The organism is Clostridium sp. CM027, from assembly GCF_024730565.1.
Taxonomy (GTDB): Bacteria; Bacillota; Clostridia; order Clostridiales; family Clostridiaceae; genus Clostridium_AD; species Clostridium_AD estertheticum_B.
In genome coordinates this window covers 401,280-421,964 of record NZ_CP077725.1, presented here as the reverse complement: position 1 = coordinate 421,964, position 20,685 = coordinate 401,280, and the positions used below count along the sequence as shown (strand labels likewise).

Sequence of the window (20,685 nt, the reverse complement as noted above, 5' to 3'; positions counted from 1 at the left end):
GTTTCTTTATATATTCAATTAGCAATAAACATGCCAAATTTTCTTTGACAAAAAAATGAAGTTTATAATCCATTGATTTTCAACGGTTTATAAACTTCATTTTTTTATTTTAAATAAAATTTTTGTTTTTCATAAAAGCACCTTATTTAAAATCGTACCAATACGATACACTATATTATTATAGCTAACGATTACATGCACCATTTTGAAACACTTGTGCCACATTGATACGATTTTTATAATTATATTAACTGGTAATGGTTACTCTATTCTACACTAATCATTATTGGTGTAGAAATTCAACTTATTACAGAACCGCAGGTGATTATTTAACTAATCTTATATTTTTCCATCTTTCTATACAATGTGGTTCTCCCTATACCTAATATTCTGGAAGCTGCTGCCATATTATCATTTACATTAATCAATGTTTGCATAATAGCATCTTTTTCAATTTGTTCTAATGTAAGTAGTTGCTTTGCGCCACTTACTTCTCCAACATTTTCTTTTTCATTTATATAACTTGGCAAACTCTTATTTGTAATTACACTATTATTTTCAGCTACATTTAATACAAGTTGCATAACATTTTGTAATTCCCGAACGTTTCCGGGCCAATTATAATTAATCATACTTTTATAAAAGCTTTCACTTATTCCTTTTATATTCTTTTCATTAGATTCACTGAATTTTTCATAAAAATAATCAATAAATATCTTAATATCCTCTTTTCGGTCTCTAATGGAAGCAATATAAATTGGCATAACATTTATCCTATAAAACAAATCACTTCGGAATTTTCCTAGTTCAACTTCTTTTTTTAAATCTTTGTTAGTAGCTGCTATAACCCTAACATTTATTGGTATAACATCATGTCCTCCAACTCTTACTACCATGTGGTCTTCTAAAACCCTAAGTAAACTTATCTGAGCGTCTAAGGGCATATCGCCTATTTCATCAAGAAATATTGTTCCGCCATTTGCGAGCTCAAATTTCCCTGGATGTCCACCTCTTTTAGCTCCAGTAAAAGCCCCCTCTACATACCCAAAGAGTTCACTAGAAACTAGATCACGAGGAATAGCACCACAATTTAAAAATACAAAGGGCCTATCTTTCCTTCTACTAGCATTATGTATAGCTTGTGTAAACATTTCTTTGCCTGTGCCACTCTCGCCTTGTAAAAGTATAGTATCATCAGTCTTAGCCGCAATTGATGCTAATTTAATAGAATGGGTTATACTTTGACTTTTTCCAAATATATCATCAAAGGTATATCTTGCATTAGCTCCAACAATTTTATTAATCATACTTAGAACTGCTTTATTCTCTTTAAAAGTAATTAGCACCCCACCTAAGTCACTAGAGCTAAAAATCTTTATGGGGGTAACGTTAACTATACAAGTTTTATTTCTACCCATTTTTGTAGTAAAATCTATTTCTTCCTCCTGATACTCTTTTCCATTATTCATAACATTTATAATATCCTTACCACTATTAGTATATAAAACATTACTTATGTGAATATTATGTACATCTTTCCCACTATATCCCAAGAGTTTTCTTGCAAACCTATTCATACTAATTATATCACCTTGATTATCTATTCTAATAATGCCCTCGGAAATTGATTCTGTAATTTGGTAAAATTGTTCATTTACTATTCTCAATTTTTTATTGTAATACTCTAACTTCATTTCTTTTTCTATAGCCTTTGCTGCGGCTACTACCATACCTAACGTATGTGGATGTACAAATTCATAATTACCTGTAATACTTAATACCCCTAAAACTTTTCCCTTTTCATTTTTTATAGGACATGCAGATGAAGTCCAATTATGATACTCATGTAAATAATGTTCGCCACCAAGTACTTGTATTGGCTCACCAGTTATTAATGAAAGACCAATTGCATTAGTGCCTATTACTTCTTCTTTTACATTATATCCGTCTTGTAATACCAGAAATTTATTTTGCCGCATTAAGCTATCCTCTCCAATATGATCTAATACATATCCATCTCTATCTGTTAAACGAATCATAAAATCAGAATTTTGTAGTAGATTGTACAGTGTTTGCATAAATGGTTTAGCTGTCTGTAATAGAGGCATAAATTCCTTATACTTATTTTTTAGATCATCCTGCGTAAGTTCAATTGTAAAATCCTTTTTAAATGGATCTATATCATTCAATTTGCTTCGTTCCCAAGACTTTGAGATAATATCTCGAAGTCCATTTTTATTTAAAATACCCTTTGAAACAAATAATTGCCGCTTTTTTATAATATCTTCAGAATTACCAAGCAATCTTTTATTTGGCAAATAAATCCTCCCTCTCATAGCATTTTAATATCATTATATGTCTAATTATATAAAATGGCTATTGAAAATATCAAATAAGCAAAAAAAATCCCCTGAAAAAACAAGGAATTTTTAAGAATCAATTAATTTAACTTAATCATCATTTAAATTGATATGACAGTAACCACCTGGATTTTTTTGTAGATATTTTTGGTGATAATCTTCAGCATCATAAAAACAAGAAAGAGGTTGTATCTCTGTAACTATCGGCTTATCCAATCTACTTTGGACCTCATCCTTTGTTCTTAATATAATGTCTAAATCTTTCTTATCAGTATAATAAATACCACTTCTGTATTGATGACCGATATCAGCTCCTTGTCTATTATAAACAGTAGGATCTATTATTCCCCAAAATTTATTCAATATTTTTTCTAGAGATATCACACCTTCATCATAGCTTATCAAACAGGCTTCTGTATGTCCAGTATTTGCCTTACAAACCTCTTCGTATGTAGGTTCCTTCTTTGTACCATTAGCATATCCAACCTTAGTTTGGGCGATACCATTTATTTTTGACATATAAGCTTCTACACCCCAAAAACATCCTCCCGCTACAACAATGCTTTCCATTAAATCATCCCCTTTTGAATTGCAACCTCTTCATAGAAGATGCAATAACGACCTCAGAAGTATATTTATACTATTTGCTGTTTGTTATCCAAAAATTTAAAATCTTCTGCGACAACTTCTATGCTATATCTTTTATTTCCATCTTTATCTGTGTAGCTATTACTAGATAGTCTACCTGTTATAGCAATTTGACTTCCTTTTTTCAAATATTTACACAGCGTCTCTGCCATTCCATTCCATGCCACAATGTTTATAAAATCAGCTTCAGGTTGTATATCTTTATGTGATACTTTATTAATTGCCAATGTGAATCTAGTATAAAACCCTTTACCCTCATTAAAACTCTTAAGTTCCAGTTCTCTTGTTATTCTTCCAATTATTGATACATTATTCATATAATATCTCTCCTTTTTATTTAGTAACTTTTTAAAATTATTGACAATAAGAAGAGGTTTTATACAAACAAATGTTTGTTATTCTTTTAAATATTAGTGTGCTTATACTTCAACCATTTCCTTTAATGATTTTGATCCTGCTGTGAAAAAGACAAGTGCAAACAGAATTAAGATCCCTAACTTTGGAAGGATATCTATAACACCACTATTTTTTAATGCCACATCACTAAGTGCAGACAGTGCCCAGTTTTGCGGAGTAAAATAAGATATTTTCTTAAATACTGCTGGAAGAAATTCAAGTGGCATAAATGTTCCACTAATAAGACATGTTGGGGTTACTACTAAATTAACAATACCAACAGCCTGAGATTGATTTTTAGCATACCTTGATATTAATAATCCAAGACTTAAAACAACCACTATAAAGATAGTAAATATCAGAAAAACTGCAAGCATTGATTTCCCCCAATATATATGAAAAATATATTTTGTTACTGTTACCATAAGTCCTATTTGAATCCAACATAAGAACAGCATAGCTAAAAGCACAGAGCCTATTATGCTACCATTTTTATTTGGCGTAGAAATACTTCTTCTTAGGGTTTTATTATTTCTAAGTTCAACCATTTCTATGACAATGTATATCATTGAGAACATAAGAAAATTAATTATAAGACTTGTAGATAATGAACCTGATAAAGTACGCGTTCCATCCTTTTTAATCTCTTCTAGCTCCACTTTTACCGGATTATTACTTAAAGACGTATCTATTTTCCTTGAAATTTCACCATAGCTTTTATTTATCACAATATCATTCTGTTTTATAACGGATATAACTTTATTTGAAAGAAGTCTTTGAGTTACAAAATTATTTACCTTTTTAGAAATAATAATATCCATATTACTATCTGACAATTTCATTATGTCTAATTTCTTTAAATTACCACTTTCTAAATTTTCCGTGAAGATTTCAGGTATAACCAAAGTTACTCCTGTCTTATTCTGTTTTATTCTTATTTGCGCCTCTGCAAGGTCTGATTCTTTAATTTTAAAATTTTTATCTGTTTTTAATTCCTCTATAAGTTTATTGCCTAAGCTTCCCTTGTCTTTATTAACTATTGTAATATCAACAGTCTCATTAAATGAATCTTTAGAATCTCTTGTAAAGTATACAATTGCACCTACTACTAAAACCGGTATTAAAATCATTGAAAATATGGGTGTTTTCTGTTTTAACATTCTTTTTAAATGTAAAAATGCCATATGAATAACCTGCATTCTTGTCGCCTCCTTAATCATAACAATAAATTCACTTAAATTTTTTTACTATATCTGAACCTTTTCTCCCTTGTTTAATGTTTTAAATAGATTATTCCCTTCTTTTTTTCTCATGAAAAATGCACCAAAAGCTATTCCTAAAATTCCAACACCTAAGAGTACTATAATATTTACCGTTAGCTCTTTTATGCTTCCTCCAAGCACTACTTTATTATAGCTATCCTGAATCCAGTAATTCGGAGTGATTTTAGCAATTTTCCTCATGATTTCCCCAGTATATTCAAGTGGATAAAAACTTCCACCAAGCATAGCAAATACCATAATTACTGCTGTAAAGCTTGCATTTAAATTTTTCTGGCTTTTATATAGGTTCATTATGAAAGCGCTAATACCTGTTATAGCAAAGGCGTGTAGAATACTAATTAAAATCAGCTTCACATAACTGTCCCCAACGCTTATTCCAATGACCTTGCAAATGCCCATGTATAATGTAATATCCACTAGAGTTATAAAAAATACAAAACATATTTTAGCTACATACAAATTTTTCATACTTAAAGTAGTAGATCTTAATCTTGCAAATGTGCCATCTTCTTTTTCCCTTACCATATTTTGTCCTCCTATTACTGATAGATAAAGACTAATGAATGCTAACATTGAGATTGTAAAAATTTGTTTTCCACTAAGCTTTTTATCTTTAGTTATATTAACTGTATTTATAAATTTTTCACTATTTAAAGTGATTGTCTGAGTTATAACTGCTTCTTTCAACATGTCTATAGAAGTTTTATCATTAACACTCCCGTCTATTGCAGAAAATATATTTACATTATTATTAAGTACTTGCACATAAGAATTTACTATATCAAAAATAATCTGTGATTCAACACCAGAGGAGGAGGCCTTTAAAACCTTTATATTAACAGTTTCACCTTTTTCAACCTTTTCTGAAAAACCCTTTGGTATCACTATGGCAGTCTTAAGCTTTCCTTTTTGAAGATTAGCTTTTACTTCATCTATATCAGGTGTCTGGCTAAGTTCTACAAATTTTTTCATATCATCATTTGTAAGAATATCCTTTAAAGGAGCTGTGTATGAGCTTTTGTCCATATCTATTAAGGCTACATTTACTATAGGAATATGCCTATCTGGATTAAGTTGTTTTTCATACATCATACCGTAAAGAACTCCTAATAAAAGAGGCATAATCAAATATATAAGTACATAGAATTTTATATTTCCTAAAAATACCTTGATGTCTTTTATAAATATCCTAAATATTTTCACTTATCCCACCTCCACATTTTTTAGTCTCTTAAGTTCTTTCCAGTTAAACTTAAAAATACAGTTTCTAAGTTTGGTGAATCAACACTTATATTATTTATTCTTACGGATGAAGACATAAGGATTATAATAATATCCTGAAGATTCCTCTGCGAATTTTCAACAGTGAAAATTAGCAACGGATCACTATATTTTATTCTCTTAACCCCCTCTATCCTCTTCAATTTTAATATGATTTCTTCTTTAAAATTCTCTACAATAATTTCTAATTTCTCTTCATTTGTTACCATTCTCTTAATTTCATCTTTAGTACCACTAGCAACAACCCTGCCTTCATCTATTATTGCAATCCTATTACACAAACTCTCTACTTCTTCCATGTAATGACTTGTATATATAACAGTTGTCCCATATTCACTATTTAAGTTTTTAGTAAACTCCAGTATATGATTTCTTGATTGGGGGTCAATCCCCACTGTTGGTTCATCCATAATGATAATATCTGGATGGTGCATTATTGCCGCTGCAATATTAAGACGTCTTTTCATACCTCCCGAATATTTTTTTACTTTGTCCTTTGATCTTTCAGTAAGTCCTGTAGCTTCAAGAACCTCCTTAATTCTATTTTTAAGCGTGCTTCCCTTTAATCCATACATGCTACCCCAAAATACAAGATTGTCATATGCATTTAAATTCTCATATAGTGCCACTTCCTGAGGTATAAATCCTATGTGTCTTTTAGCTTCTACAGGTTTTTTATTTATGCAATTATCAAAAATTTTTATATCACCTCTATCGGCTTTTAATAATCCACAAATCATTGAAATAAGAGTGGATTTTCCAGCACCATTAGGTCCAACCAATCCAAACAATTCCCCTTTTTCTATATTAAGATTTATACTATCAACAGCTAATTTATCCTCATATCTTTTTGTTACATTGTTTATCTCAATTATTGACAAATTCAACACTCCTTTAAATAATTTGCTTATAATTATATTATATAAATTTCCAGTATCTATAGCAATTGAGTTAAGTAATGACTATAAAAAATTGACCATTACTTAAGTCATGTTCTTAAGTAATGGTCATAAAATTAAAAATCCACTAAAGAATTCTTAAGTGCGAAAATTGCTATTTGAGTTCTATCTCTTAATTCAAGCTTTGAGAGTATTTCTGTAATGTGATTTTTTACTGTTCCCTCTGTAACAAAAAGATTGCTAGCAATTTCTTTGTTTGTAAGCCCTGTTCCTATCCCAATTATAAATTCTACTTGTCTTAACGTTAGCTTATATTTATCCATAATATTACTTAGTGTATTTTTGGAATTGGACTTAGTATTATTTATAATTTTGGCTGCTACCTCAGGGTGCATAACTACATTGCCTCTATACACACTTTTAATGCCATCCATAATAATATCATAGGATGTATCTTTTAGAAGATAGCCACTTGCACCATGCTTCATAGCATCATATATATACTCATCATCTTTAAATGTAGTTAGTATTAGAATTTTTATATCCTTAAACTCACTTTTTATAAGTTTAGTACCCATAACTCCATCGCACAAAGGCATTCTTATATCCATTAGGACTACATCTACTTTTTCATTTCTACATAATTTTAGAGCTTCTTCTCCATTACCACATAACCCCACTACATTTATTTCTAAATTAGAGCTTAAAATAATCTTTAATCCTTCTCTTATAAGTACTTCATCATCTGCAATTGCTATATTAATCTTTTCCAAATTCCTGCCCCCTGTTATTCTATAAAGCTTTCAATTTTTGGTATGGACATACTAATTTCAAAGCCTTTATCACCATGAACATTAACTTCTCCCCCAAGACTTTTAACTCTCTGTTCTATACCCTTTAATCCAAAACCACTTTTAATTTTAAGACAGCCTTTTCCGTCATCTTTTATATGTAAATATAACCTATCTTCTAAAAACTGAAGTGATATAATCACACTAGATGCATTACCATGATTAAGTGAATTATTAAGTGCTTCCTGAACTATTCTATATAAAGTGAAGCTCTGATCTCCATTCAATGTCCATTTTTCATTAGAAACAATAAAACTTACCTTAACTCCACTAAGTTTTTCAAAATTAGAAGTAAGTTCTTGAAGGGCAAAAACCCCTTGATAACTGTCAAAATCTGTTGGTTTAAGCTCTTTTACTGCCCTTCTAACATTTTCAATTCCATTTTTAGTGAAATGGATTAAATTACTCACCATTTTTTCACCTTCATTTTGGTCATTTTTCATTACATAAGGAATTGCTTGAAGCTGAATAAGCAGTGTAGATAAGGTATGACCAACAGAATCATGGATTTCTCTCGATATTCTATTTCTTTCTCTCAAAATAGTTAGTTCTTCCACAGTATTTGAATACTGCTGTAATTTTTCGTAGGTCTCTTTTAAATTTTCCTCTGATATTCGTAGCTTATCATATAAGTGCTGTGCTTCACTTTTCCTCTCGCTTTCTTCTGCAATATATCTTCCCAAGACTCCAAATATAACTACAATTACCGTATTAAAAATCACATTAACTAAAATATAATTCTGCATCTTACCATAAACTGGTTTACTACTTTGAAATACTACCGCTGCATATAAAAATGAAATAACTACGTATGCATATGCTTTAGGAAGCATCAAAGCAGCATCCAAAACTGAAATGAAATAATATATAAAAATAAACCCACCAAAACTATAATAGATTATAGAAATTAATACTAAATCTATAAAAAGAGAAATTATCACTGCATATTTTTTCTTATATAAAAAATACATTCTTATCTGAGTATTCAATATATATAGCAGCATACAAATAATGAATTTAGTCATAATATTCATAGAATATTCACCGGTCATAACAACTGAAAGCGCTACTAAAAAATATACTATATATTTAATTAATTCTAAAAACGGATAGTTATTTTTCTTCAATTTACCACATCCAATTTATATATATATTAATTTTAAAATTATTCACAATAAAATATAGAAGCTCTTATAATTTTAGATTCTTCCTGACTGCTACTATAAACCTTAAGTTCTAAATTGTTTTCTTTCTCTGTTGTAGTTACTAATGCTAAATCACCTTTGTTAAGATTTATTTTTTCCTTTGTTTCTGTAGCTATTTCTACATCACCTTTCACTATATAAAATGCTTCTGTGATTTGATGAGATTTTTCAGCATCATTGATATTATTGTGTAACAATATATCTTTAAACTCCCCTTTATTAACTGAAATTGATTCTAATCTCCCCGTGTAGCCTTGTGCCATCATTAAATTAAAATCTACAACTTTACCAAAACTTGTTGTTTTCCACTCTCCACTAAAGCTATCCTGCTCGAATGCTTTTAACACAGCATTATGATGACCTTCATGGCCAAGAAGTAGTTTTCCTTCAATAATCATAATAATCCTTGATATTCCGGGTAAAGATGTAAATGTAGATTGTTCTACTCCAACCTTTGCAGAACTCAGCCTCCATTTAAAATTACGATTACCATATAGTGAATCATTAGGATAAATATAAAGCTCTGTTGTTGTACCACCAGACCATTCACTTGTTTTATGTTGATTTTTTCTAATTATTTCAATATTGTAAGACATTTATAATTCCCCCCTATTACTTATCATATTTACATTCTATTTTTATATGTATTTTCCTTTTATTTCGAAAGTAGAAGTCATAATTTTTAGTTTGTACTTTAATCTGGGACTTAATTAAAAATATTTAGGATTAACAATTTCTAAATCTGAACTTGATATCGTGTAAACTATCCGATATTATTATATCTTAAGTGATATAATAATAAAGTAAAACAACAGTTAAAGTTATTTGCAGTATGTTTGATATTTCAAAGCCAACTTTATACAAATCAATAGAGGAAATAAGTAAAACTAATAATTTATAAATACTTTGGAGAGATTAAACCTAATAATTCTAATAATATATTCATATCAGTTAATTCAGGATTGTATTTTATCATTCATTAATATAAATTCCAAAATAATATTTATTTGGTAAGGAGTTAAAAATGAAAAAAAAAAATTGAGGTTATTGAATTTTATACCGTTATTGATGGCAGTACCATCAATAACTATTGGAGGGATAGCAATGTACACCACTAAAGTACCAATTGCTATTTTTGTTCAAAACATTTTTTATTTAGTATTAGCTGGAATAATTTCATACTTTATACTATTAAAAAAATCTAAAGTTAAAAATAATGCAAGCACTAATACCACTACTATTATAGTTGCAGTTATTCTTTTATTTCTAACTTTTATTAGTTCAGGAATAGAAGGCGTTCATAGATGGGTATCTGTTGGGCCAATTAAGTTTTACGTTGCAGTTATTGTCCTACCTATTATAATTATAAATCTATGGGAATTGTTACAAATAAGAGATTGGTGGTTTTCAGCTGCTATTACAATAGTTATATCAGTTTTGCTTGCTTTACAACCTGATGCTTCTATGCTAACTGCATTTGCTATTCCAATGATAATGTTGTTATGGAATAAGATTAATAACAATATTTTTCGTTCTTGTATTGTAGTGTTACTTTCTGCGTTGATTATTATTTCATGGGTGTTTTTAGATGGATTACAACCTGTATCTTATGTTGAAAATATAGTTAGTTTGGTAGCGAGTATGGGAATAATATGGCTTAGTTTAGGGGTTATTTCTCTTGTAATATTGCCATTGCCATTTATATTTTTTTCACCAAAAAAATATAAATTGTTATCACTAAGCATTGGTATGTATTTTATAATTATTTTAATTTCTACTCTATTTGGAAATTTTCCAGTTCCATTGATGGGATACGGAGTTTCCCCGATAATAGGATATTTTATATCTATAACTTGGTTCGCAAAATCCAAAATTAATTCATAATATTCTTAACGTTCGGCCCCCCTTTTGGAGTATCAAAATCAAGAAATTTGCGAGCAATACCCCTAGTTATTTAGTACTAACAAGGATTATTAAAGGATATACTTCTGAAGTCGTTAATATGCAGCTCCGCAGGAGATGATTTAATCCAGAAATTTTATATTCATAGTTTATTCAAACAAATTCTTGATATAAAAAATTGCAAATAAAAAACACCATATGGCGTTTTTTATTTGCAACAATCTTTATTAATAATAAAAATAATAGGAATTAAGTATATATTCAGCATTATATCTAACACTTAATTTTTTCAAATAAAGCTTAACCTTTTCTTTATGTTCCATATCTAAAAGGATTTTTTTAAAATGAGTTAGTTCTTTATCCGAAGCAGCATTTTTAACATATCCCCAAACATGCTCTGCAGTACTTACAAAACTTCCATTCTCTACATCAAAATTTATTATTTCATCCGTATACTCATAGAATTCCTCAATACTGCAATTCTCTTTTATCAATTTACTACACTCTTTATAATATTTATAATTTCTTTCCATTAATACATATTTATATTTAGCCCACTGTTTTTCTATAATTCCAGCCTTTGATTTCTTATCCCTGTTGTTAATTATAATATTGCATTTTATAGCCGAAATATCTTTGTCTTTTACCTCTAGCATAATATCAATATTAAATTCTTTAACTTCATCATAGTATTCTAGAAAGGTTTTAACTATTATCGTATTTGAATGAGCCCCTATCTGTTTATGCAAATTTTGCTGACTATAGTGGGCTTTTATATTACCATCTTTTTTCTGCCATGTTTTAGCTACCTTCCTCATTATTTCTTTTATAGGCACCTCTATTTCATGATTACACTGATGGTGAAGGTTATCAAATATTACTGGTATATTAATTTCCTTACTTACTAAAAGTACATCATCAATATTAAATATTTTTCCATCATTTTCAATTACGAGCCTATCCTTTACCGAAGATGATAATCTTTTAAAATTTTCAATAAACCTATTCATAGCAGCACTTTTATCACCATAACCGCCACCAATATGAAGTATTATCTTATTGCTTGAATCCACACCTAATGAATCAAGGAATCTAGCATGGTATTCCAAATCTTTAATTGCTTTTGCTACAATCTCTTCTTTTTCTGCATTGAGTACTGTGTACTGACCTGGATGCATAGACACTCTCATGCCATATTCTTTTATATACTCGCCTATTTCATTTAATTCGTTTTGAAAATGTTTATGCCATGGAATTTCATTAATACTGTGACTTCCTAATGGAACTATATCTGAACTTATTCTAAATAACTTTATGTTATACTTCTCATTATTCTCTAATATTCCTCTTAGATCTATTAAGTTTTGCTCTAATATTTCTAAAAACATTTCTTCCGAAAAGTTTTTGAGCGTTAATCTTCTATTTGTTCTTGCATTTGTTGTAAGTGGTATGCATGCATATCCGATTTTCATATTTACCTCCTATTTTTTCCTCCCATGAGTGTATCCAACAACCTCAAATTCCTTTGAAAGTCCTTTAACAAATTCATTATAATAAGGACATGTTGCTCTAATGCATGTTGATAAATGTATACTGCTTACACCCTGTTTTTTTAATTCCTCTGAGGAATTAAGCATTTCTTTTAATGAATCTGCGTTACATCCGCTACATGGTATTTGCATTACCATGTCTAAACTAGCATCATAATCATTGAATGAGGCTGTCTTATTGTTAAATGCCTTTATACAACCAGAACCTGAGCATTTACTAGAAACTTTAAAACATCTTAATACAGCAATCTTTTTCATATTTATAACCACCTTAATAATTTATATACTATATTATATCTAAATACAAAAGTATAAGATGTGATTTATATAACATATTTAATTAATGTTTTATAACAAAATTGCCTTCCTTATTTAAAACCCCTACTTATTACATGTTTAAACCAACCTTATGCCTTCTTAGAGGTACAAAACCAAGTTAAAGGTATAATTGCATCCTAATGCTTTCGGCTATCCATATAGCCATATTTATCATTATTTTCAATATACGCTAACCCTTTCCGATACTTCAATTTAAAATACATCAATTAAATCTCCAGCATTATTTTTCAGCTTATCTACGGAGTGAATGTACCTATTAGTAGTAGCTAGATTTTTATGTGCAGCAAAATCCCTAACTTTCTCTACTGTAGCCCCTGCTAAAATTGCTAGTGTAATAGCTGTATGCCTGGTAGAATGAACTCGTAAATCTTTATCTATACCTGCATTTTTGCATACTCTTTTTATCATGTAATTTAAAGTGCTTGCATCTAATTTTTCTTTATTATTCCCATTAGTTGAATGTCCAATAAATAAATACTCCTCGCCACTAGATAACTTATTTCTTTTAGTCAACCTAATATATTCATTTATCATAGTAAGAACGTTCCCTTGAATTTTTACTATATCCTCTTTACCGCCTTTTCTTATTACTTTTACTACATCATAACCTGTATGCGTTGTAATATGCTTTATCTTAATATTTATAATCTCAGATTTTCTTAAAGCAGTTGTTAAAGCAAGTACTAATATAGTTTTATTTCTATGTCCTAATATAGTGGATGTATCTATACTATTTAATAAGACTTTACACTCTTCTTTTGTTAAAAACTCAGTTTCCTTATTATTTATCACTGGTTTTTCTTCTTTTAAATTTCCAAAAGGATTATATTTAATTATATGAATGCCTGTAGAATTATCTTGATATTTTAATAACCACTTATAGAGAGCACTCAATGATGATATTTTCCTGTTTATAGTAGCAGAGGACATATTTTTATTCATTAAATTCATTATAAAATTTTGCGAATGTAGTATAGATACCTTTTTAATATCTTCTATAGTTATGTCATAAATAGAACTTACGCAAAAAAAATCTTTTATATCTCGTTCATAGCTTTTAGCAGTATATTTACTTTTTCTAGACTTGATTTCAAGAAAATACCATATAAAATTTTTGTTATCTAAAGTCAAATCTGAATTATAGTTGAATTGTGTAATATTGTTTATCATATGTATTCCCCTTTAATATTTTTTAAATTTCTATACATTTTAAAAAGCTGCAAACAGTAAGTTAGCAGCTTTTTAAAATATACAGGCTATAATTATTCTTCTAAATCATTAATTAAGTTTACTATTTCTTCTAAAGCTAATTTTTCATCATCACCATTAGCTATAACGTTTACAGTTGTATTAGGACCGACTCCTAGAGATAAAATGCCTATTAAACTCTTAATATTAGCTTTTTTGCCCATATATTCTATACCTATATCTGATTTAAAAGACGCGGCTTTTCTTACTAATAATGTAGCTGGTCTAGCATGCAATCCTTTAGAATTACTAACGAGAACTTCCTTTGTTACCAATTAACTTCACCTCGATACTTTATTTATTATTGCATGCGATAATATAAAATATCTTATCTATTAACGCATGCTATTATAATATCATTAAAAATCATGTAAATCAATTTTAAATATTTTCAACAAACCTCGCTATTCTATCAAGTCCAATTTTTATATTTTCCATAGAAGTAGCATAAGACAATCTTATAAAATTATCTACTCCAAATGCTATACCTGGTATAACAGCAACTTTTTCTTTTTCAAGTAAAATATCTGAAAAAGCAATCGAATCTTTTATAACTTTTCCGTCGATTGATTTATTTAAAACATCCCCTATATTCACCATAACATAAAAAGCGCCTTCAGGTTTTATGCAAGATAAATTATTAATGCTATTAATTTTTTCCACCATATAATCTCTTCTTAGCTTAAATTGTCCAATCATTTTAGCTATATCATCTTGATTTCCATTTAAAGCTTCAACTGACGCATATTGCGCAATTGAATTGGGATTTGATGTAGTATGACTTTGAATATTAGACATTAACGATACTATTTCCGTGCTGCCAGCAGCATATCCTATTCTCCATCCTGTCATAGCGTAAGCCTTAGAAAGGCCGTTGATTACGATAGTTCTTCTGTAAGCATCCTCTGAAAGACTTGCTATACTAATATGGTCATTACTACCATACAACAATTTTTCATAAATTTCATCCGATATTATGATTAAGTTATTTATTTTTGCAAAATCAGCAATTTCCATAAGTTCTTCCTTTGAATATACGGTACCTGTAGGATTATTGGGACTATTTAATATTATTGCTTTAGATTTAGGCGTTAATGCTCTATTAAGGCTCGCTATTGTTAATTTAAATTCATTAATTTCTTCTGTTTCTATATAGATAGGTTCTCCATCTGCTAATTTAACCAATTCTGGATAACTTACCCAATATGGAACTCCAATTAAAACTTCATCTCCTGGATTTAAAATAGCTTGAAATACATTAGCTAAGCATTGTTTTGCTCCAGCTGAAACTATAATTTGAGCTGGTGTGTAAGTTAAGTTGTTTTCTCTCTTTAACTTTCCAATTATTGCCTGTTTTAGTTCAATAATACCTGAAGCCGCTGTATATCTTGTCCTGCCTTCTTTAATTGCTTTTATAGCTGCTTCTTGAATGTTTTTGGGTGTATCAAAATCAGGTTCACCAGCACCAAATCCTATGACATCTATGCCCTCAGCCTTCATTTTTTTAGCCTTTGCAGTTATATCTAGTGTTAAAGATGTTGTTATTTGCTTTGCTTTTTTAGATAATACCATTTTTCTTACCCCCAATACTTATATTAATTTAATTCTTATGATACTAATATATCACTTTTTTTTTGTGATGTAAATGAAGCAACCTGATTCCACATTACATATTTTTCCAAATAATATGTAATATGAAATAAAAAAACCCTCTTAGGGTTTAGAAATATTCTAAATCTCAAGAGGATTTAATCTTACATTTAATTATTTAGCATAGTCAATAGCTCGTGTTTCTCTAATTACATTTACTTTAATTTGACCAGGATATTCTAGTTCATTTTCAATCCTTTTAACTAGATTTCTTGCCATTTCAACAGCACCTGCATCATCAATTATTTCTGGTTTAATCATAATTCTAACTTCTCTTCCAGCTTGAATAGCATATGACTTTTCTACACCTTCATAAGAATTTGCAATTTCTTCTAATTTTTCCAATCTTTTAATATAAGCTTCTAAAGTTTCTCTTCTTGCACCTGGTCTTGCCGCTGATATAGCATCTGCCGCTTGAACTAGTATTGCTTCAAGGGATTCTAACTCAACGTCACCGTGATGCGCTGCAATTGCATTTACTACAATAGAGGACTCATGGTGTTTTTTAGCTATTTCTGAACCTATAAGCGCATGTGGACCTTCAACTTCATGATCTACAGCTTTACCTATATCATGAAGTAGACCGCATCTTTTAGCGAGTGTTGGGTCAATTCCAAGTTCAGATGCCATAAGTCCAGCTAAATATGAAACTTCTATAGAATGCTTTAATACATTTTGACCATAACTGGTTCTGTATTTAAGCCTTCCAAGCAGCCTGATAATTTCCGAATGAAGTCCATGCACTCCTGTTTCAAAAGTTGCTTGTTCTCCTTCTTCTTTTATGTCACTATCAACTTCTTTTTTAGCTTTTTCTACCATTTCCTCAATTCTAGCAGGGTGAATTCTTCCATCCACTATTAGTTTCTCAAGTGCTATTCTAGCAACTTCGCGCCTTATAGGATCAAATGCTGAAAGAATTACTGCTTCAGGTGTATCATCTATTATTAAATCTACTCCTGTAAGCGTTTCTAGAGTTCGAATATTTCTACCCTCTCTACCTATTATTCTTCCTTTCATCTCATCATTAGGAAGCGAAACCACATGAACTGTTGTTTCTGCTACATGATCGGCTGCACATCTTTGAATAGCATAAGTAATAATTTCTCTTGCTTTTTTATCAGCTTCTTCTTTTGCCTTAGTTTCAATTTCTTTAATCATAATTGCAGCATCGTGTTTAATTTCTTTTCTAATTTCATCTAATAAAACTTGTTTTGCCTCATCAGATGTCAACCCTGATAATCTTTCTAATTCTCCTCTTTGCTTTGTGTATAAATCTTGTACACTTGCTTCTAGCATTTCACTTTCTTGTTGTTTTTTATTAAGATTTTCTTCTTTTCTCTCCAGCACATCACTTTTTTTATCTAATGATTCTTCTCTTTGGATGTTTCTTCTTTCTAACCTTTGAACTTCATTACGTCTTTCTCTTGATTCTTTTTCTAAATCAGTTCTAAGTCTGTGAACTTCTTCTTTGGCTTCTAAAATAGCCTCTTTCTTTTTTGATTCAGCATCTTTTACACTTTCATCAATAATTTTTTTAGCTTCTTTTTCGGCCTTGAAAATATTTGCTTGAGATATATTTTTTCTAATATAAATTATAACAAAAATACATGCTAAAACAACAACCAAAATAGCACAAACTACTATGAGCATTGTTTGACTTTTAGTATCCATTGATTATCAACACCTCCTTTGCTTATTTCAAATCTATTTAAGAGTAAATATGAAAGCTAGAAAAGGTGCTATATTTAATTGGTAACAATTTAAATATACTAAACCAGTATTTGTATTTATTTTATATTACTTTTCAGTTAATGTCAAGATTTTAACGTTTAAATAAGTCTTTATTCTTACTATTATATAGTAGTTATGATAAACTTTAGCATATTGCATCATAGAATGCATATGCCTGATACCATAATAATATTCCTTAATTATAAGTTAAAGAAAAAAAGCAAGTAAAAACTTGCTTTTATGCTTCTTTTTTACTTGCTTCTTTTTTGCTAACTTCTTTTTTACTAGTCTCTGCGTTCTTGTATAATGGTAGGTTATGTTTTGCTCTAATTTTGTTTTCTATCTCTAACATAACCAAAGGGTTTTCTTTAAAATATTGTTTTGAATTTTCTCTTCCCTGTCCAAGTCGTATATCTCCATATGAGAACCATGCTCCACTTTTTTGTACAATCTCTTCTACAACTCCTATATCTAGAACATCGCCCTCTCGAGATATGCCGTGACCATACATAATATCAAATTCAGTTTTCTTAAATGGAGGAGCTACTTTGTTTTTAACTATTTTTATTCTTGTTCGATTACCCATAAATTCATCGCCTTGTTTAATTGTATCTATTTTTCTAATATCTAGTCTAACAGATGCATAAAATTTCAACGCTCTACCACCAGGGGTTACTTCTGGGTTACCAAACATTACTCCTACTTTTTCTCTTAATTGATTTATAAATACAAGAACACATTGGGATTTATTTATAGAACCCGCAAGTTTTCTTAAAGCTTGCGACATAAGTCTTGCTTGGAGTCCTACATGGGAGTCTCCCATTTCGCCTTCAATTTCAGCTTTAGGCACTAAAGCTGCTACCGAATCCACTACGATAACATCTATAGCCCCAGAGCGAACTAAAGCCTCTGTAATCTCTAACGCCTGTTCACCAGTATCTGGTTGTGATACTATTAAATTTTCTATATCTATTCCTAGTGCTTTAGCATATTCAGGGTCTAAAGCATTCTCTGCATCTATAAATGCAGCTGTACCACCATTTTTTTGAGCTTCTGCAACTATATGAAGTGCAACTGTAGTTTTACCTGAAGATTCTGGTCCAAAAACTTCTATTATTCTTCCTCTAGGTACACCACCTATGCCTAGGCCTATGTCAAGTCCTAAACAACCAGTGGAAATAGCCTCTATATTTAACTTACTATTTTCTCCAAGTTTCATTACAGAGCCTTTTCCGAATTGTTTTTCTATTTGACCCATAGCTACTTCTAGCGCTTTTAATTTTTCATTATTCATAAATTTCCCCTGCGGGTTCACCATCCTTTTTCGACGAACGTTTGTTCTGAATTTAAGTATACACCATTTATTTTATATGGTCAACATACAAAGCAATATCTGCCATTTTCATTTACTAAAGAAATCCTTTTATTTGTATTATTAACAAACTCTAATAATTTAATCACTTATCGACTCTAATTGTACCTTTGTTTTTTACAAAATAGTCAACACCAGATATTATTGTAATAATTACTGCGGCAGCCATGAAAATATTGGTTAACGCATTTAATAACGTATTTGCGTAAGATAAATTTATCAATGCTGTAATTATAGCTACTATTTGAATAACGGTTTTAAGTTTCCCCCATTTACTAGCCGCAATTACTTTTCCCTCTGAAGCAGCTATTGTTCGAAGTCCTGAAACTGCAAATTCTCTAGCAATTATAATCATAGCTACCCAACTAGACACAATCTGAAGCTCCACTAATGAAACAAGTGCAGCAGTTACTAAAAGTTTATCTGCTAGAGGATCCATGAATTTTCCGAAATTAGTTATTTGATTTCTGCTTCTAGCTACATAGCCATCCAACTTATCAGTGAGAGATGCTACTATAAAAACAATTGTCGCCAGTTCTCTTCCATAAGGTATTCCTTTAACCGCCATAAACACTAAAAATATAGGTACTAAAAAAATTCGAATCATTGTAAGTTTATTTGCAAGATTCATAGCACACAACTCCTATTAAATCATATTCTAACGCTTTGGTAACCCTTACTGTTACGAATTCTCCCTTATTATAATCTTTGTCAGATTCAAAGAAAATAGTTCCATCAACTTCTGGTGCCATTTCATAACTTCTACCAAAATAAGTTTTACCATTAAATCCTTCTACTAAAACTTTGTAAATTTTGTCTATTTTTTTACTATTTATCTCTTTTGATATATTTTGTTGCACAATCATTAATTCTTCTTCACGTTTTTCCTTTATTTCTTCTGGAATTTGATTTTTCATCTCTGCAGCTGCAGTACCATCTTCCATTGAGTACTTGAACACTCCCAATTTATCAAATTTAGTTTCATTAATAAACTGTTTCAATTCTTCAAAATTTTCTTCCGTTTCTCCTGGAAATCCAACGATTAATGTAGTTCTAAGGGTTAATCCCTTAATACCCTTCCTCATCTTATTTATGTTTTCTGTTATGATATTTTTTCTTCCTTTCCTTTTCATGGATTTAAGAAGATCATCGCTTATATGTTGAATTGGTATATCTACATATTTGCAAACTTTATCATTTAAAGAAATTTCATTAATAATATCATCCGTCATTTCTTCTGCATAACAGTAAAGTACTCTAATCCATTCAATCCCACTTATTTGAGAAATTTTTCTTATTAATTTATGTAGGTTTTTTTCACCATATAAATCTATCCCGTATCTAGTGGTATCTTGAGCAACTAAAATAATTTCCTTGCAACCATGTTCACTTAAATCCTTAGCCTCTTGTATTATGTTCTCCATTTTTCTGCTTCTATATTTTCCTCTAATATTTGGTATTGCACAATATGCACAAGCATTATCACAGCCCTCGGAAATTCTAATATAAGCAGAGTATGTTTCTGTAGTTAATACTCTTTGTCCTTCATTAATATTATCATCACTATAAGTGCAATGTTGTACTTTAATATTTTTTAAAAGAACCTCTTCTATACTACTTACTAACTTGTCATAATCATTAACACCGAGGATTATATCAAGTTCTGGCATCAATTCAATCAGATCCGACCCATAACGCTGAGTAAGGCAACCCGTCGCAATCAATACTGTGCAATTATATTTCTTTTTGTATTCTGACATTTCTAGAATAGTGTCTATTGATTCTTGTTTTGACGATTCTATGAATCCACAAGTATTCACTAAAATTATATCTGCTAGTTTAGGATCATTTGTCATATCATATTTCCCACTTAAACTGCTTATTACAATCTCACTATCAATTCTATTTTTATCACAGCCTAAATTTATAACTCCAACTTTTAATTTTTCCACCAGTCATCCTCCTTGTTT

19 protein-coding genes are annotated in these 20,685 nt (G+C 29.9%); 1 reads left to right on the top strand and 18 read right to left on the bottom strand.

Translation table 11 applies throughout. The annotated features are described in order from the left end of the window. Positions 1–329 precede the first annotated feature (329 nt). The 9 genes from KTC92_RS02035 to KTC92_RS01995 all read right to left on the bottom strand — a co-directional run bounded on the left by KTC92_RS02035 (position 330) and on the right by KTC92_RS01995 (position 9,519). The gene (locus tag KTC92_RS02035; RefSeq protein WP_220285879.1) at positions 330–2,318 is read right to left on the bottom strand and encodes a sigma-54-dependent Fis family transcriptional regulator; all 1,989 of its coding nucleotides are present in this window, start codon (positions 2,316–2,318) and stop codon (positions 330–332) included. Positions 2,319–2,450: 132 nt separating this feature from the next. Then, complete coding sequence (msrA, locus tag KTC92_RS02030) at positions 2,451–2,930, bottom strand: peptide-methionine (S)-S-oxide reductase MsrA (protein WP_220285880.1); 480 nt, start codon at positions 2,928–2,930, stop codon at positions 2,451–2,453. Positions 2,931–2,995: 65 nt separating this feature from the next. Then, positions 2,996–3,325 carry a single-stranded DNA-binding protein gene (locus tag KTC92_RS02025; protein WP_220285881.1) on the bottom strand — a complete coding sequence of 110 codons (330 nt, stop codon included), beginning with the start codon at positions 3,323–3,325 and terminating at the stop codon, positions 2,996–2,998. Between the two features lie 102 nt (positions 3,326–3,427). Further along, positions 3,428–4,603, bottom strand: coding sequence for an ABC transporter permease (locus KTC92_RS02020; RefSeq protein WP_220285882.1), 1,176 nt, complete (start codon positions 4,601–4,603; stop codon positions 3,428–3,430). Positions 4,604–4,651: 48 nt separating this feature from the next. Beyond that, positions 4,652–5,890 carry an ABC transporter permease gene (locus KTC92_RS02015; RefSeq protein WP_220285883.1) on the bottom strand — a complete coding sequence of 413 codons (1,239 nt, stop codon included), beginning with the start codon at positions 5,888–5,890 and terminating at the stop codon, positions 4,652–4,654. Between the two features lie 20 nt (positions 5,891–5,910). Then, the gene (locus KTC92_RS02010) at positions 5,911–6,849 is read right to left on the bottom strand and encodes an ABC transporter ATP-binding protein (RefSeq protein WP_216303064.1); all 939 of its coding nucleotides are present in this window, start codon (positions 6,847–6,849) and stop codon (positions 5,911–5,913) included. Between the two features lie 134 nt (positions 6,850–6,983). Next, on the bottom strand, positions 6,984–7,640 hold the full coding sequence (locus KTC92_RS02005; RefSeq protein ID WP_216303065.1) for a response regulator transcription factor: 657 nt from the start codon (positions 7,638–7,640) through the stop codon (positions 6,984–6,986). A gap of 14 nt (positions 7,641–7,654) precedes the next feature. Further along, the gene (locus KTC92_RS02000; RefSeq protein ID WP_216303066.1) at positions 7,655–8,845 is read right to left on the bottom strand and encodes a sensor histidine kinase; all 1,191 of its coding nucleotides are present in this window, start codon (positions 8,843–8,845) and stop codon (positions 7,655–7,657) included. 38 nt (positions 8,846–8,883) lie between these two features. Beyond that, a complete protein-coding gene (locus KTC92_RS01995; protein WP_220285884.1) occupies positions 8,884–9,519 on the bottom strand; it encodes a HutD family protein in 636 nt (211 codons plus the stop codon). 451 nt (positions 9,520–9,970) lie between these two features. Here KTC92_RS01995 and KTC92_RS01990 point away from each other — a divergent pair, with 451 nt between their 5' ends. Beyond that, the gene (locus KTC92_RS01990; RefSeq protein WP_258280655.1) at positions 9,971–10,807 is read left to right on the top strand and encodes a cell division protein; all 837 of its coding nucleotides are present in this window, start codon (positions 9,971–9,973) and stop codon (positions 10,805–10,807) included. A 245-nt stretch (positions 10,808–11,052) separates the two neighbouring features. On the opposite strand, the gene uvsE is transcribed toward KTC92_RS01990, so the two are convergent. From uvsE to rimO, 9 genes are all read right to left on the bottom strand, one after another. Then, a complete protein-coding gene (uvsE, locus tag KTC92_RS01985) occupies positions 11,053–12,297 on the bottom strand; it encodes a UV DNA damage repair endonuclease UvsE (protein WP_220285885.1) in 1,245 nt (414 codons plus the stop codon). Between the two features lie 9 nt (positions 12,298–12,306). After that, positions 12,307–12,633, bottom strand: coding sequence for a CGGC domain-containing protein (locus KTC92_RS01980; RefSeq protein WP_165412195.1), 327 nt, complete (start codon positions 12,631–12,633; stop codon positions 12,307–12,309). Positions 12,634–12,906: 273 nt separating this feature from the next. Beyond that, positions 12,907–13,884 (bottom strand): tyrosine-type recombinase/integrase, encoded by a 978-nt coding sequence (locus KTC92_RS01975; protein ID WP_220285886.1) that lies wholly within the window; start codon positions 13,882–13,884, stop codon positions 12,907–12,909. 92 nt (positions 13,885–13,976) lie between these two features. After that, complete coding sequence (locus KTC92_RS01970; protein ID WP_165412193.1) at positions 13,977–14,237, bottom strand: HPr family phosphocarrier protein; 261 nt, start codon at positions 14,235–14,237, stop codon at positions 13,977–13,979. 106 nt (positions 14,238–14,343) lie between these two features. After that, complete coding sequence (locus tag KTC92_RS01965; protein ID WP_216303071.1) at positions 14,344–15,534, bottom strand: pyridoxal phosphate-dependent aminotransferase; 1,191 nt, start codon at positions 15,532–15,534, stop codon at positions 14,344–14,346. A gap of 192 nt (positions 15,535–15,726) precedes the next feature. Beyond that, positions 15,727–17,283, bottom strand: a complete 1,557-nt coding sequence (gene rny, locus KTC92_RS01960) for a ribonuclease Y (RefSeq protein WP_224578977.1) — start codon at positions 17,281–17,283, stop codon at positions 15,727–15,729. 298 nt (positions 17,284–17,581) lie between these two features. After that, positions 17,582–18,637 carry a recombinase RecA gene (gene recA, locus KTC92_RS01955; protein WP_165412191.1) on the bottom strand — a complete coding sequence of 352 codons (1,056 nt, stop codon included), beginning with the start codon at positions 18,635–18,637 and terminating at the stop codon, positions 17,582–17,584. Between the two features lie 163 nt (positions 18,638–18,800). After that, positions 18,801–19,346, bottom strand: a complete 546-nt coding sequence (pgsA, locus tag KTC92_RS01950) for a CDP-diacylglycerol--glycerol-3-phosphate 3-phosphatidyltransferase (RefSeq protein ID WP_216303072.1) — start codon at positions 19,344–19,346, stop codon at positions 18,801–18,803. After that, positions 19,330–20,667, bottom strand: a complete 1,338-nt coding sequence (rimO, locus tag KTC92_RS01945) for a 30S ribosomal protein S12 methylthiotransferase RimO (protein ID WP_216303073.1) — start codon at positions 20,665–20,667, stop codon at positions 19,330–19,332. Before rimO ends, pgsA begins: the two co-directional genes overlap by 17 nt. Between the last annotated feature and the right edge of the window lie 18 nt (positions 20,668–20,685).